This is a genomic window from Kribbella sp. NBC_01510 (assembly GCF_045040325.1).
Lineage (GTDB): Bacteria > Actinomycetota > Actinomycetes > Propionibacteriales > Kribbellaceae > Kribbella.
In genome coordinates this window covers 3,404,921-3,418,140 of the sequence record NZ_CP109418.1, presented here as the reverse complement: position 1 = coordinate 3,418,140, position 13,220 = coordinate 3,404,921, and the positions used below count along the sequence as shown (strand labels likewise).

Annotated in this window: 15 protein-coding genes; 5 read left to right on the top strand and 10 right to left on the bottom strand. The window is 69.4% G+C overall.

Translation table 11 applies throughout. The features are described from left to right. Positions 1-27 precede the first annotated feature (27 nt). A complete protein-coding gene (locus tag OG558_RS16970; RefSeq protein ID WP_328524082.1) occupies positions 28-297 on the top strand; it encodes a hypothetical protein in 270 nt (89 codons plus the stop codon). 27 nt (positions 298-324) lie between these two features. Here OG558_RS16970 and OG558_RS16965 read toward each other — a convergent pair whose 3' ends face one another. From OG558_RS16965 to OG558_RS16950, 4 genes are all read right to left on the bottom strand, one after another. Continuing rightward, on the bottom strand, positions 325-1,068 hold the full coding sequence (locus OG558_RS16965) for a DUF4389 domain-containing protein (protein ID WP_329484149.1): 744 nt from the start codon (positions 1,066-1,068) through the stop codon (positions 325-327). 64 nt (positions 1,069-1,132) lie between these two features. After that, positions 1,133-1,846 (bottom strand): DUF4386 domain-containing protein, encoded by a 714-nt coding sequence (locus OG558_RS16960; RefSeq protein WP_405071123.1) that lies wholly within the window; start codon positions 1,844-1,846, stop codon positions 1,133-1,135. Positions 1,847-2,009: 163 nt separating this feature from the next. Beyond that, positions 2,010-2,933, bottom strand: a complete 924-nt coding sequence (locus OG558_RS16955; RefSeq protein WP_405071122.1) for an RNA polymerase sigma-70 factor — start codon at positions 2,931-2,933, stop codon at positions 2,010-2,012. Continuing rightward, on the bottom strand, positions 2,930-3,862 hold the full coding sequence (locus tag OG558_RS16950; protein WP_405071121.1) for an NAD-dependent epimerase/dehydratase family protein: 933 nt from the start codon (positions 3,860-3,862) through the stop codon (positions 2,930-2,932). Before OG558_RS16950 ends, OG558_RS16955 begins: the two co-directional genes overlap by 4 nt. A gap of 147 nt (positions 3,863-4,009) precedes the next feature. Between OG558_RS16950 and OG558_RS16945 the strand changes: the two genes are divergently transcribed. Next, on the top strand, positions 4,010-5,347 hold the full coding sequence (locus OG558_RS16945) for an FAD-binding oxidoreductase (RefSeq protein ID WP_405071120.1): 1,338 nt from the start codon (positions 4,010-4,012) through the stop codon (positions 5,345-5,347). 13 nt (positions 5,348-5,360) lie between these two features. Continuing rightward, positions 5,361-6,170: an SDR family NAD(P)-dependent oxidoreductase gene (locus OG558_RS16940; RefSeq protein WP_405071119.1), complete on the top strand. Its 810-nt coding sequence runs from the start codon at positions 5,361-5,363 to the stop codon at positions 6,168-6,170. Between the two features lie 7 nt (positions 6,171-6,177). On the opposite strand, the gene OG558_RS16935 is transcribed toward OG558_RS16940, so the two are convergent. Beyond that, a complete protein-coding gene (locus OG558_RS16935; RefSeq protein WP_405071118.1) occupies positions 6,178-7,059 on the bottom strand; it encodes a sigma-70 family RNA polymerase sigma factor in 882 nt (293 codons plus the stop codon). A gap of 81 nt (positions 7,060-7,140) precedes the next feature. On the opposite strand from OG558_RS16935, the gene OG558_RS16930 reads away from it, so the two are divergent. Further along, positions 7,141-7,521: a DoxX family protein gene (locus OG558_RS16930; RefSeq protein ID WP_405071117.1), complete on the top strand. Its 381-nt coding sequence runs from the start codon at positions 7,141-7,143 to the stop codon at positions 7,519-7,521. Positions 7,522-7,524: 3 nt separating this feature from the next. Here the strand turns inward: OG558_RS16930 and OG558_RS16925 are convergent, their stop codons facing one another. Then, the gene (locus OG558_RS16925; protein ID WP_405071116.1) at positions 7,525-8,904 is read right to left on the bottom strand and encodes an MFS transporter; all 1,380 of its coding nucleotides are present in this window, start codon (positions 8,902-8,904) and stop codon (positions 7,525-7,527) included. 85 nt (positions 8,905-8,989) lie between these two features. Here OG558_RS16925 and OG558_RS16920 point away from each other — a divergent pair, with 85 nt between their 5' ends. After that, on the top strand, positions 8,990-9,580 hold the full coding sequence (locus tag OG558_RS16920) for a TetR/AcrR family transcriptional regulator (RefSeq protein WP_405071115.1): 591 nt from the start codon (positions 8,990-8,992) through the stop codon (positions 9,578-9,580). 7 nt (positions 9,581-9,587) lie between these two features. Here OG558_RS16920 and OG558_RS16915 read toward each other — a convergent pair whose 3' ends face one another. The 4 genes from OG558_RS16915 to OG558_RS16900 all read right to left on the bottom strand — a co-directional run bounded on the left by OG558_RS16915 (position 9,588) and on the right by OG558_RS16900 (position 13,090). Beyond that, positions 9,588-9,950 (bottom strand): cupin domain-containing protein, encoded by a 363-nt coding sequence (locus tag OG558_RS16915; RefSeq protein WP_328524093.1) that lies wholly within the window; start codon positions 9,948-9,950, stop codon positions 9,588-9,590. 302 nt (positions 9,951-10,252) lie between these two features. Next, positions 10,253-10,774 (bottom strand): gamma carbonic anhydrase family protein, encoded by a 522-nt coding sequence (locus tag OG558_RS16910; protein ID WP_405071114.1) that lies wholly within the window; start codon positions 10,772-10,774, stop codon positions 10,253-10,255. A gap of 10 nt (positions 10,775-10,784) precedes the next feature. Next, positions 10,785-11,450, bottom strand: coding sequence for a response regulator (locus OG558_RS16905; RefSeq protein WP_405071113.1), 666 nt, complete (start codon positions 11,448-11,450; stop codon positions 10,785-10,787). Then, positions 11,447-13,090, bottom strand: coding sequence for an ATP-binding protein (locus OG558_RS16900; protein ID WP_405071112.1), 1,644 nt, complete (start codon positions 13,088-13,090; stop codon positions 11,447-11,449). The genes OG558_RS16905 and OG558_RS16900 overlap by 4 nt, the downstream gene beginning before the upstream one ends. Positions 13,091-13,220: the final 130 nt, after the last annotated feature.

Genomic DNA, 13,220 nt, shown 5'->3' with positions numbered 1-13,220 from the left:
ACCGGCAGGCCTGTGAGGCGATGCCTGATGTCCGTCCGACCACAAGCCGACCGGCCCGGGATCCAGTACCGCTCGGCAGCCGATCTCGACCTTGCACACCTGCTCGCCGAGGTCCGGTCCGCCCGCGCGGCCGATCGACTGGCCCGTAGCGCGGGACGCCGGGACGACACCTTCCGCAGCGACTCCGGCCGGCTCGCCGCGTCGCTCCTCGCCTACGCCAAAGCCCTGGAAGGCTACCGGCTCCCCGTCCCGCGGGCGATCCGCGACGAACTCCGCCTGCGTCGCAAGCTGTCGTAACGCCGGGCCGCCCGCCGTGCGGCAGGGTTATCGAAGTACGTCTCCGGTATCCGTCGTACCGGCCGGCGTGGGTGCGTCGCCTGAGGCTGGTGGGACGACCAGCGTGGGGTCACTGCCGCCTTGGTCGAGGCGGAAGGGCGGATAGACGTCGGTCATCAGGGACACGTAGCCCGCGACCCGCAAGGCCCACCGGTTCATCCCGAGGATGAAGTCGTACAACGACCGTGGGTAGGCGCCCGTGAACGCGAGAATCACCGCGGAGATGGCCACCAGGACGCCGACCAGACCGCCGCCACCACTGACGGTCCACTGCCAGCTTTCGGTCCGGTTCACGGCCCATGCTCCACCGCCGAGGAAGATACCGACGACGATGTAGTGCGGGATGGCCAGCAGCCACCACTTCACCAGGACCAGGCCGCGGGACAGGTGCGCCGGGTAGTCGACCGCCAGGTGCGCGGGATAGTCCTCGACCTCCTTCAGGGTGAACGGCGGATACCGGTCGGTTCCGAGCGCGCCGTAGGCGTAGTACGTCACTCGCCAGGACCACCGCATCACACCGACGTTGTAGTCGAAGATCGCGCGTGGATAGCGAGCGGTGAAGAGGATTGCGAAGAACGCGATGATCGACGCGATCAGGAAACCGAGCCACAAGAACGCCAGTACGACGTAGTGCGGGATCACCAGGATCCACTTGACCAGCCACAGCCACCTGGACAACTTCGGATCCAGCGTGGCGTTCACGTGCACGGGATACGTCACAGATGTTGCCACAAACAACCATCTCCCAGCGGACTTGCTCAAGGAGAGTGGGAATCCCACCCTCGATAGCTGCTGCTCAGCTGAGCGGCAGCGGTGTCTTTCCTTCGGCCTCGGGGGAGCTGATCGCGGCGATCGCCGACGGCTTGAAGCCCTTCGCGATCATCCAGATGGCCACGCTGACCTCCCACGCGAACACCGGGAGCGCCAGGACCGTGTGAGTGCCCTGCCCATAGACCCCCAACAGCATCGCGGTTGCCGACGCACACACCAGCGCGCCTCCGACCATCCCCAGCACGGTGATGGCCCGCGGTACCAGGTCCATGCGATACATCAGATACGCCAGCAGGAAGCTGTTGATTCCCAGGATCCAGCTCGGCCCGATCAGGAAGGTCCAGTCGTGGATCGCCACCAGGGACCTCTCGACGGCGGCGACACCGGCGCCGCCGCTGTCCGCCGTACCGGCCAGGTCCTGCCTGAGCGTCACGACCGAGAGGACGCTGACCGCGCCGACGACGATGATCGCGGCCTCCAGAAGCCGACCGCAGACGTAACCGAGCGCGATGCTGTGGTTCTGCCGCTTGACGACCGGATAGAGCGTCACCGCGGTGCCGATGACGGTGACGACCAGTAGCAGCTCGAGGAGCCCGCCCAGCAACACGCGGTTGTCGGCATCGCCCCCGACAAGGTAATTGCCGTCACGCAGAACGGGCTGGTAGAGCAGCAACGCCGGGATCGACGTGACCTCGGTGCCCAGGAAGAACACGCCCGCGACCAACGCGGTACGTCTCATTGCACTCATGTTCGCCATGCGAGTAAGGCCCCCTGCAGCAGCCCCCGGGCCACTCATAGGTGTCTGCGACGAACAGGCTTGGGTCCACCACCCGCATACGCACTGTGCCGCTCACCATCCTCGCGTGACCACTCCTTGTCAACGCCTACCCTTCGTGGCCAGGTCAGGTGGTACGGCGGCGCGAGTGGGTTGTCTCGCGGACTACTGACCAAGCGTCCGCGACCGGGCCCATGTGGGCCAGCTTGTCGGGGTTGAGGACGGTGCGGATCGTCTGGATCCGGCCGTCGAGGATGTCGAGGGTCCAGGTGTTGAGGACCTTGCCGTCGCGGTCGCGGAAGATGGCGCCCGGCTGCCCGTTCAGCCGGTGTGGTTCCACGACGCCGCCAATGGTCGCGAACGGCGCGATGAGGGCGGCGACCGTGCGGGACACGTTGGCGGCACCGGAGATGCCGGTACCCCAGTTCGGGGCCTTGCCGCCGCTGTCGCTGACCATCTGTACGTCGGCCGCGAGAAGCTCCCGCAGTCCGTCGACGTCCCCGTCGCGGACCGCGTCGAAGAACCGCTCGGCGAGTTCCTCGCGTTCGGCCTGGTCCGCCGCGAAGCGAGGCCGGCCCTCGTCCATGTGGCGCCGAGCCCGTACGGCGATCTGTCGGCAAGCAGCCGGGGACCGGTCCACGGCCGAAGCGATCTCGGGGTAGTCGAACCCGAACACCTCGCGCAACACGAAGACCGCACGCTCGAGCGGGCTGAGTCGTTCGAGCAGGAGCAAGGCCGCCATCGACAGCGAGTCGGCCAGCTCCGCCGACCGCTCCGGATCCTGGTAGGGATCGGTCAGCAGCGGCTCCGGGAACCACGGCCCGACGTACCGTTCCCGCCGTACGCGGGCCGAGCGGAGTACGTCGATCGAGATCCGGGTCACCACAGCCGCCAGAAACGCCTTCGCTGAGGCCGGTGGCGTCGGCGAGGCGTCCCAGCGCAGCCAGGTGTCCTGTACGGCGTCCTCGGCCTCACTCACGCTGCCCAGGATCCGGTACGCGATCGAGAACAGCAGCGGCCGCAACTGCTCGAACTCCTCGGCGCGAGTCATGCCAGCTCGGCCTTGAAACCCTGCCGCCACGACGGGTAGCGCAGCTCCCAGCCGAGCTCCCGCTTGGCCTTCGCGTTGGAGAACGCGCGACCCTCGGTCATCATCATCACCGCGACCTCCCCGGCCAGCGGACGGGCCAGCCAGGCAGGGACCCGCATCGGGCGCTTGGCGCCCGCGACCGATGCCAGGTAGGGCAGCCACTCGCTGGCCGGCGCCGGGTCGTCGTCGACGATGTTGAACACACCCTTGGCCCCTCGCTCCACAGCCAGCACAGTAGCGCTCGCCGCGTCGTCCAGATGCACCCACGAGCAGTACCCGGCGCCACTCCCGACCACCGGGAACTGGCGTTTGCGAACGGGCTCGACCAGATCGTCCATGGCACCCGGCCCGTAGAACCAGCCGTACCGCAGCACCGCGCCGCCGGCCTTGACGACCGCGTCCTCGACGTGGCCGATCGCCTTCATCCCGGGCTCCGCCGGCGTACCGGTCATCGGGTCCACCGGGTCCTGCTCCGTCTTCACCCAGCCGCCTTCGCGGCGGCCGTTCCAGGCACCGTAGCCCTGCGCAACGAAATGGGTCACGCCGGTCGCCTCCGCGGCGGCGAGCAGATGATCCGTCCCCTCGGTGCGCAGCCGGTTGGTGCCGGCGAACCACCGATCCATGTGTTTCATGTCGGGCTTGCCCGCGTGCGCCACCGAGATCGCGGTCATCTGGTGCACGATCACCTCCGGCTGCGCCTTGGCCACCGCCTCACCGACCGCGACCCCGTCCAGCCCGTCCATCACGACCGCCTCGGCGCCCAGCCGTTTCAGCACCTCCAGCTTGGCCGAACTCGTCGTCGTCGCCGTCACCTGGTGCCCCCCGGCCACCAACTGCGGTACCAGCCGCCGCCCGAGCACTCCGGTCCCGCCAGCCACGAACACCCGCATGACACTCACCTTCCGTTCTCGCAATGGGTCTCTCAGCCCGAGACGAGGCAGCCCCGCGGGCTGTGACGTGTCCTTCGTCACGTCACACCTACCGAGCCGGCGGCGTCTTGTGTTTGTTCGGTACGCCAGCAACAGACGAGGACCATCATGAATTCAGCAGTGGAAACCCTGCGCCGTGAGTTCGGCGGCGACATCATCGAACCGGGTGACGCGGAGTACGCAGCAGCCAGTGGCTCGATCCTGGCCTCGGGCAGTCCGGCGTACGTCGTTCGGCCCGGAAGTGTCGTGGACGTGCAAGCGGCCGTCCGATTCGCGGCCGACACCGGGCTCGAGCTGTCCGTGCGCGGCGGCGGCCATGCCTTCGCGGGCTTCGGTACGAACGACGACGGTGTCGTGATCGACCTCGGCAGACTCGCGACCGTCGAGGTCATCGACAAGGACCGTCACCTCGTCCGGATCGGCGGCGGCGCCACCTGGGGACAGGTCACGGCGGCCCTGGCCCCGCATTCCCTCGCGATCTCCTCCGGCGACACCAGGAGCGTCGGCGTCGGTGGACTGACGCTGAGCGGCGGCCTCGGGTGGAAGGTCCGCAAGTACGGCCTGGCGTTGGACAGCGTGGTCGCCGCCGAGGTGGTCACCGCCGACGGAGACGTCGTCCGCACGGACGCGGAAGAGAACCCGGAGTTGTTCTGGGCGATCCGCGGTGGCGGCGGCAACTTCGGCATCGTGACCGCGTTCGAATTCGCGGCACACGTGACCACCGACGTCTTCCACGGCAAGATCGCGTTCCCGGCGGCGGAGGCGGCCGACGTGCTCCAGGGCTGGGCGGACTACCTCCGTACCGCACCCGAAGAGCTCACGTCGATCGTGAACTTCGCCAACCCGTTCCTCGGCGGGCCTAACGCGCCGGTCGAGGTCGTCGTCGCCTTCGACAGCGACGACGCGGACCGTGCCGCCGAGGCCCTCGACCCGATCCGCCGGCTCGGCACCGTGATCGCCGACGACGTCGTACTGAAGCCGTACGCCGACGTGCTCGAGGACGGCGCGGTCCCGCCGCCCGGCATCCAGCTGGTCACCCGAAGTGCCTTCGCCGACAAGGAATCCGTCCCCGACGTCCTGCGGATCCTGGCCGAGGTCGGGGCGTCGGAGCACCCGCCGGTCATCTCCGTCCGCAGCGTCGGTGGTGCGGTGTCCCGGGTCCCTGACGACGCCACGGCGTACGCACATCGCCAGGCGGAGTTGATGTTCGCGACCACCACGATCGGTCCGGCGCCGGTCATCGAGGCCGGCCGGCCTGCCCTGGAAGCGATCTGGGCGCGACTCGCCCCGCATGCCAACGGCGCGTACGCGAACTTCCTCGCGTCCGCCACCGAGGACGACGTCGCCGCGGTCTACCCGGCGGAGACCTATCAGCGGCTGGCGGCGGTCAAGCGCGAGTACGACCCCGGCAACCTGTTCGCCCGCAACCACAACGTCCGGCCGTGAGAGAAGGAGCGTCATGAGCAAGGTCTGGTTCGTCACCGGTTCGTCGCGCGGCCTGGGCCGCGCCTTCGTCGAGGCCGCCCTGTCCCGTGGTGACAGGGTGGCCGCCACCTCGCGGAAACCCCCCGAGGACCTGGTCACCGCCTACAGCGACGCCGTACTCCCGCTCGCGGTGGACGTGACCGACAAGGCCGCCGTCTTCGAGAGCGTGGAGCAGGCCAAGGAACACTTCGGCCGTCTCGACGTCATCGTGAACAACGCGGGCTACGGCGTGCTCAGTGCGGTCGAGGAGCTCACCGAACAGCAACTGCGCGACGTGCTGGAGACCAACCTGTTCGGCCCGTTGTGGGTCACCCAGGCCGCGCTGCCCATCCTCCGCGCGCAAGGCGGTGGGCACATCATCCAGATCTCGTCCGTCGGCGGACTCACCGCGATGGCGCTCGGCGGCGGGTACCACGCGTCCAAGTGGGCCCTGGAGGGCCTGAGTGAGTCCCTCCAGCAGGAGGTCGCCGCCTTCGGCGTCAAGGTGACCATCGTCGAGCCCGGCTTCTACGCCACCGAAGGCAGTGCCGGCGCCGTTCACGCCGAGGTCAATCCGCTGTACGCCGATCTCCGCGAGAGCTTCGCTTCACTCACGAAGACGCTCGAGGCCGCCGACCCGGCCGCCGCGGGTCGCGCGATCCTCACGCTCGCGGATGCCGCCAACCCGCCGCTGCGCGTGTTCTTCGGCACCCAGGGCTACCCGATGCTCCAGCAGACGTACGCCGACCGCCTCGAGCTGTGGTCCGACTGGCAGGACCTCGCGGCGGAGGGGCAGGGAGTCTGAAGCAGGCTCAGTCGGGGCGGCCCGGGAGGTCCATGGACGCGAGGCGTTCCGGGTCGCGGATCGACAGGAGGTCGACGATCCGGCCGTCGACCACGGTGCACGCCATCACGCCCACCGGCCGGCCGTTCGGATCCCACGCCACCACCCCGGGGTCGCCGTTGACGAGAACCGGGGTGGCGGTCACCGTGGCCCGGGCGCCGCGCTGGGCCATGGCGGCCACCTCGGTCGCTCCCAGCCGGACGGTCACGCCCCGCGAGCTGTAGGTCCGCCACGTCACGTCCGGGTCGAGCACGCGCAGCAGGCCGTCGAAGTCGCCGTCCCGCGCTGCCGCGAGGAAGGCATCGACGACCGCGCGCTGCTGCTGCGGTTCGTCGGTCGGACGGGGCGTCCCCTGGACCTTTCGGCGGGCCCGGCTGGCGAGCATCTTGGACGCGTTCGCGGACTTGCCGAGGATCTGGCCGATCTCCTCGAACGGCACCGCGAACATGTCGTGCAACACGAACGCGAGCCGCTCGGCGGGACCGAGGGAGTCGAGCACCATCAGCAGTGCCAGCCCGACCGACTCGGCGAGCAGCGCGCCTTCCTCGGGCGCACCGCCGTCGTGCTCGGTCACGACGAGTTCAGGCAGCTGGTCGTCGTACGACGCCTCGGGCCGGGCCTTGCGCGAGCGCAGCATGTCGATGCAGACCCGGCCCACCACAGTGGTCAGCCAACCGCCGAGGTTGTCGATCGCGGCCGGGTCCTGGCGGGCGAGCCGTAGCCAGGCCTCCTGCACCGCGTCCTCGGCGTCCGCCCGCGACCCGAGCATCCGGTAGGCGACCGCCACCAGGCGCCCACGCTGCTCCTCGAAGGCTCCCGCCACCGCGTCGTCCGGGTCGGCTCCCGTCATGTCGTTACCTTCCTCCAGCATGCTCCGTCATGAGAGTGACGAGCCCGGAAGGGCCGAGGTAACCGATCGAGGAGCACTCTCATGAACATCGCCCTGTGGATCATTGCCGGTCTCCTGGCCGCAGTCTTCCTGATCGCCGGCGCGAACAAGCTGTTCATCCCGCAGCAGAAGCTGGCCAGGGCGCCTGGCGGCGGATGGGTCCTGGACTTCAGCGGCAGCTTCGTCAAGACCCTCGGAGCGGTCGAGATCGTCGGCGCCGCCGGCCTGATCCTGCCCGCGGCGCTCGACATCGGACCGATCCTGGTCCCGCTGGCGGCCCTCGGCCTGGCCGTGATCATGACCGGCGCGGCCACCGTGGAGTTCCGCCGCCAGGAGTTCAAGCACATGGTGCTGAATCTGATCTACCTGGCCCTGATCATCTTCGTAGCCTGTGGCCGCTTCGGCTTCGCCTCCTTCAGCTGAATCTCAGTGGGCATGGACCGCTCCTGTCGCGGGCTTGAAGGTGGGTACGGCGACCAGCGCGAGGAGGCCCACAACCGCGGCAGTGATCGCGGCGAACGTGAACCCACGGGTGAACCCGGTGCTGACCGTCCCGGCCAGACTGGCGGCCGCGACACTCGACACCACCGCCACCCCGACCGACGCGCCGAACTCGTGGAAGGTGCTGAGCAGCCCAGACGCAAGCCCGGCCTCGCGGTAGTCGATCTGCGCGAACGTCGTCGTCGAGGCCGCGACGAACGCCGCACCGAGCCCGATGGTGCTGACGGTCATCCCGGTCACGATCGCGGCAGCACCCGACCAGATGGCGGGGACGGCCAGCCCCAGCGCCGAGATCGCGAACCCGGCCAACGCGACCATGCGGGCGCCGACGTGCCCCACGAGCGTGCCGGCTACCTGCGCCCCGAGGATCGCAGCGAGCGCGACCGGCAGGAACAACAGTCCGGTGCGGAGTGCGCCGTACTGCTGGAAGTGCTGCAGGTAGAAGGAGCCGAGGAAGAAGGTCGCGATCATCAGGGCGGTCGCGACCAGAATCATGAAGATGCCCGCGACAACCGGTCGGCGGGTGAAGATGCGCAGGTCCATCAGCGGCGACCGGACCGACCGCTGCACCCAGGCGAAGACGCCGTACAGAACGATCGCGCCGGCCAGTGTGCCCAGCGTCGCGGCCGAGAGCCAGCCGCGGTCGCCGGCGTTGATCAGCGCGTAGATCGCCGTACCGGTGCCGGCCGTGACCAGCAGAGCGCCTGGTACGTCGAGCCGGCCGGTACTCGCGGCGGGACGGTCGGCCGGCAGCATCCGGAGCAGGACGGCGAAGACGATCACGCCGATCGGCACGTTCAGGTAGAACACCCACTGCCAGCCCGGGCCGGCGGTCAGCAGACCACCGAGCAGTACGCCGATCGCCGAGCCGCCACCGCCCATCGCGGACCAGATGCCGAGTGCCTTGTTCCGCTCCTCGCCGTCGAAGGTCTTGGTCACCACCGACAGCGCGGCCGGGGACAGCATCGCGGCGCCGATGCCCTGGGCGACGCGGCCGGCGAGCAGGAGCTCGGGACCGTTCGCGAGACCGGTCGCCAGCGAGGCGAGGGTGAAGACGAACAGGCCGGTCAGTACGACGCGGCGGGAGCCGAACAGGTCGGCCGCGCGACCGCCGAGCAGCATCAGGCCGCCGAACATCAGCGTGTACGCGCTGACCACCCACGTCAGCGTCTCGCGCTGCAGCCCGAGGTCGGTCTGGATGTTCGGCAGTGCGATCGCCACCACGGTCACATCCAGGATCAGCATGAACTGCGCGACGGCGAGCAGCCCCAGGAGCCGCCACCGCCGCGGATCGGGTTCTTCCATGATCAGATCCTTAAATCGAACACTGCTGTTCAGGTTAATTCGAGTACTGTAACTCGTACAGCGGTGTTCGACAAGAGGAGTGTGGATGGCGCAGACCACCGGCAAGCGGGCGGACGCGCAGCGGAACATCGCCGCGATCGTGGCAGCGGCGACCGAATGCCTGAGCCGCGATCCGGCCGCGAGTACGAGCGAGATCGCGAAGGCGGCCGGCGTCGGGCGCGTCACGCTCTACGGTCATTTCCCGGCCCGGAGCGACCTGGTCGACGCGGTGTTCGTGCATGCGATCGAGAGCGGCGAGGAGTCGCTCGGGCAGGTCGACCTGAGCGGCGATCCGCGCGCGGCGCTGGCCCGGCTGACCGAGTCCAGCTGGCATCTGGTCGACCGCTACCGCTCACTCCTGATCGCGGCGCAGGACACGCTCCCGCCCGGCCGGGTGCGGGAGTTGCACGCGGACCCGACGGCGCGCGTGGAGCGACTGATCGAGCGCGGCCGCACAGAAGGTGTGTTCCGGACCGACCTGCCCACGTCGTGGCTGGTCAGCGTGATGCACAACGTGATGCACGGCGCCGCCGACGACATCCACGCCGCCCGCATCACCCCCGACCAGGCCGCCCCCTACATCACCGCGACCCTCCTGGCCGCCTTCACCCCACCCGGGGAACGTGTGCCCGGGTGACGAACCACTACTCGAGCCAGATGGTTTCGAAGGTGGGGTTGGCGTGGATGTGGACGGCTTCGTAGCCGCCGGGGCCGGTGCGGAACTTGTGCGGGGTGTCGGCGGGGACGACAAGGATCTGGCCGGCCTTGCCGACGATCTCCTCGGTGTCGACGGTGAACGTCGCCGTACCACGCCGGATGATGAAGGTCTCGGCGTACGGATGCTTGTGCAGCCGGGGGCCGACGCCTTCCTGCGTGGTGGACTCGAGGATCAGCGAGACGTTCGCACCGCCCGGGAGCTCGGTGTAGTTCTCGGTCCAGTCCTCGCCGTCGTCCCGCCCGTCCGCGCGGCTGATCACCGCGGCGCCGGAGTTCGCGATCTCGGTCATGAGTACCCTCCCTCGGTCAGGCTGCCACCGTAACCTCACACCGGGTCCCTTCCCACCGCTTTCTCCCGCTCCCCGACCCGCCCCGCGGCCTAGGAGTCCTTGCGGTCCAGGGGGTTGTGGTTCAGGGGCAGGCGCATCCCCAGGCGCCAGAGGACGGCCGCTCGTGAGTTGGGCCGCTCGGCGGTTTCGCGGCGCATCGAGGTCGCGAAGCAGGCGGGGAATCCGTGCCGGGCCGGTCAACTGGGCCAGGACGGCCTGGCGGGCGAAGTGCAGTTTGGCCCGCCGGTCGAGCTCACCGGGTTTCATCCGACTTCTTCGACCGTGGCGGCGTGACGTTGGGCGAGGTTGTGGTAGACGGCGGCGTTGTGGTCGACGAAGAGCTTGGCGGTGCCTTCGAGCGGGACGATCTTCTTGGCGGGGCTGCCGAGGGCAACGGATTCGGGTGGGATCACCGCGCCAGGCGTCACGGTCGAGCCGGCCGCGATCAGGGATCGTGCGCCGACGACCGCGCCGTCCAGGACGATCGCGCCGTTGCCGACCAGGGCCTGTTCACCGATCGTGCAGTCGTGCACCAGGCACTGGTGGCCGACGGTCACGTTCGGGCCGATCTCACAACCGTTGCTGCCGACATGGATCACGGTGTTGTCCTGGATGTTCGCCCCGGCCCGGATCGTGATCGTGCCCAGGTCGGCCCGGATCACCGCGCCGTACCAGATCGAGACGCCCGCCTCGACGACGACGTCGCCGACCAGCGTCGCGGTCGGCGCGATCCAGGCATCCGGGTGAATGCTCGGGCTTTTTCCCTCAAACGAAAACAGCGGCATACGCGGCACCCTACGCGCGCCAGCGGTACCGGCGTTCGGGCCGCCCGGTAGTGCCGTAGCGCAGGGCCACGTCGGCCTGGCCGCGTGTACAGAAGAACTCGAGATAGCGGCGCGCGCTGACCCGGGAGATGCCGACCTTCTCGGCGCACTCGGCGGCGGACAGGTTGCGCTCGGCGGTCCGGAGCGCCGCGGCCACCAGGTCCGCGGTCTCCTGGCTCAAGCCCTTCGGCAGTCTGCTCACCGAGGACCGGGCCGGAGCGAGCACGCGATCGACATCGGCCTGGCTGGTGACCCGATCCGGCACACTCGCCCGCCGCCGCGCGTACTCCTCCAGCCGCGACCGCAGATCCTCGAAACCGAAGGGTTTCAGCAGATAGTTGACGACACCCTGCCGCACAGCTCCTCGTACGGCGTCAGCCTCGCGCGCCGCCGTGATCACCAGGATGTCGCAATCCGGCTGCGCGGCCCGCATCCGGCCGATCAGGTCAAGCCCGAACACGTCGGGCAGGTAGAGATCCAGCAGCACCAGGTCGGGTCGCAGTTCGCGCAGCGCGTCCAGGGCCTGCTCACCGGAGTTCGCCGTACCGACGACCTCGAAGCCGTCCACCCGCTCCACGAAACCGCGGTGGATCCGGGCGACCATGAAGTCGTCGTCGACGACCAGGACCTTGATCATCGGGCTCCCTCGGGCAGGCGCTGGACGGACATCCGGGCGATGAACGCCGCGCCGCCGTCCTCGGTGTTGGTGACCGCGACCTCGCCGCCGCGGCGGCGGCAGACCAGGCGGGTCATCGCCAGCCCGATCCCGCGTTCGCCCTCGGCCGCGGCCTTGGTGGTGAACCCGTGCGCGAACACCTCCTGCACCAGCTCAGGCGCGATGCCCGGACCGGAGTCGCGGACCACGATCTCGACGCTGCTGGCGTCCTGCCGCAGTTCGACCTCGACCCACGCGGGCGACAGCGGCGTACCCGAGTGGGCGGCGGCGTCGATCGCGTTGTCGACCAGGTTGCCGATCACGGTGGCGACGTCGGCGGACAGCTCCGGATCGAGCCGGAGCAGCGTGGTGCGTTCGGACACCCGGAGCTCGACGCGGCGTTCGGCCGCGACGGAGGACTTCGCCATCAGCAGGGCGGCGACCGCGGTGTCATGGACCCGCCGGGTCACGGTCAGGTCGAGCGACTCACGATAGCGGTTGAGCGCACCGACGTACGTGACGACCTCGTCGTACTCCCCGATCTGGATCAGCCCGGAGATCGTGTGCAACTGGTTCGCGAACTCGTGCGTCTGGGCCCGCAGCAACTCGGCCGAACTCCGGAACGACCCCAGCTCCCGCTCGAGTTGCGCCAACTCGGTCCGGTCCCGCAGCGTGGTCACCGATCCGAGCGACCGCCCGTCCTTCAGCACGTCCATCCGGTTCATCACCAGCACACGACCCCGCCGTACGACGACCGCGTCGCGGGCCTCGTCACCGTTGTGCTCCCCCGCCAGCACCTCCCGCAGCCGGCCCTCGATCCCCAGCTCCCGCAGGCTCCTGCCGACCGCCTTCTCCGGCAGGTCGAGCAGTCGCCGGCCGACGTCGTTCACCAGGGTGACTCGCAGCTGCGGATCCAGCGCCACGACCCCCTCGGCCAGCCCGTAGAGCATGGCCTCGCGGTGCTCGGCCAGCCCGGCGATCTCCCGCGGCTCGAGTCCGAGCGTCTGCCGCTTGATCCGGCGCGCGAGCAGCCACGACCCGAGCAGCCCGAGCAGGCACGCGATCCCGAGATAGATCGCCAGGTACGACGATGCGCCGCGGAGCCGCTGCCAGATCGACGGCGCCCGCTCACCCACCATCACGGTCCCGATGTGATCGCCGAGCGTCCCGTCGTCGACGCCATCGCTGAGCACCGGAACCTGGGAGACCAGCTCCTTCCCGTCGTCGACGCGCAGCTCTCCCGACCATCCGCGGCCTTTCGCGACGGTCGCGTCACCCAGCGTCAGCGCGGTGCCGATCGACGTCGGGTTGGTCGCCGCGATCACGCGGCCCTGGGCGTCGGCGACTGTGATCGACGTGACGCCGGACTGGGTCAGCGTGGTCTGGAGCAGCGGCGCGAGGACCTCGGCCGGCGCCGGGTGCCGGATGCCGAACCGCAGGGTCTGGTTGCCGGACAGCTGCTCGGCCAGCGCGGTCACCCGGCGGCCCTCGACCCGGTTGAAGGTCGCGGCGGACTGGGCGAGCGAGACCGCGGCGACGGCGACCAGCACCACCACCACGATCGCCAGCTGCAGCACCAGCAGCTGGCCGGCCAGGGTCGGCTTCCCTAATCTCACAAGCACAGCCTCAGTTTCAACGCCATGCCGCATGATCACCGGGTTGTGCGCTCGAGGGCCACCCTTCAGCGGGATTCCCGTCGTGACCACAATGAACTCAACCTCCGCTGCTGACAGAAGGCAGACGGCCTGCCCA

Bases quoted from the DNA above. Each gene is read 5' to 3' on its own strand.
- OG558_RS16920 (WP_405071115.1), top strand. From the start codon at position 8,990: ATGGCGCAGACCACCGGCAAGCGGGCGGACGCGCAGCGGAACATCGCC.
- OG558_RS16940 (WP_405071119.1), top strand. From the start codon at position 5,361: ATGAGCAAGGTCTGGTTCGTCACCGGTTCGTCGCGCGGCCTGGGCCGC.
- OG558_RS16935 (WP_405071118.1), bottom strand. From the start codon at position 7,059: ATGACGGGAGCCGACCCGGACGACGCGGTGGCGGGAGCCTTCGAGGAG.
- OG558_RS16930 (WP_405071117.1), top strand. From the start codon at position 7,141: ATGAACATCGCCCTGTGGATCATTGCCGGTCTCCTGGCCGCAGTCTTC.
- OG558_RS16910 (WP_405071114.1), bottom strand. From the start codon at position 10,774: ATGCCGCTGTTTTCGTTTGAGGGAAAAAGCCCGAGCATTCACCCGGAT.
- OG558_RS16945 (WP_405071120.1), top strand. From the start codon at position 4,010: ATGAATTCAGCAGTGGAAACCCTGCGCCGTGAGTTCGGCGGCGACATC.
- OG558_RS16970 (WP_328524082.1), top strand. From the start codon at position 28: ATGTCCGTCCGACCACAAGCCGACCGGCCCGGGATCCAGTACCGCTCG.
- OG558_RS16905 (WP_405071113.1), bottom strand. From the start codon at position 11,450: ATGATCAAGGTCCTGGTCGTCGACGACGACTTCATGGTCGCCCGGATC.
- OG558_RS16955 (WP_405071122.1), bottom strand. From the start codon at position 2,933: ATGACTCGCGCCGAGGAGTTCGAGCAGTTGCGGCCGCTGCTGTTCTCG.
- OG558_RS16950 (WP_405071121.1), bottom strand. From the start codon at position 3,862: ATGCGGGTGTTCGTGGCTGGCGGGACCGGAGTGCTCGGGCGGCGGCTG.
- OG558_RS16915 (WP_328524093.1), bottom strand. From the start codon at position 9,950: ATGACCGAGATCGCGAACTCCGGCGCCGCGGTGATCAGCCGCGCGGAC.
- OG558_RS16960 (WP_405071123.1), bottom strand. From the start codon at position 1,846: ATGAGACGTACCGCGTTGGTCGCGGGCGTGTTCTTCCTGGGCACCGAG.
- OG558_RS16925 (WP_405071116.1), bottom strand. From the start codon at position 8,904: ATGGAAGAACCCGATCCGCGGCGGTGGCGGCTCCTGGGGCTGCTCGCC.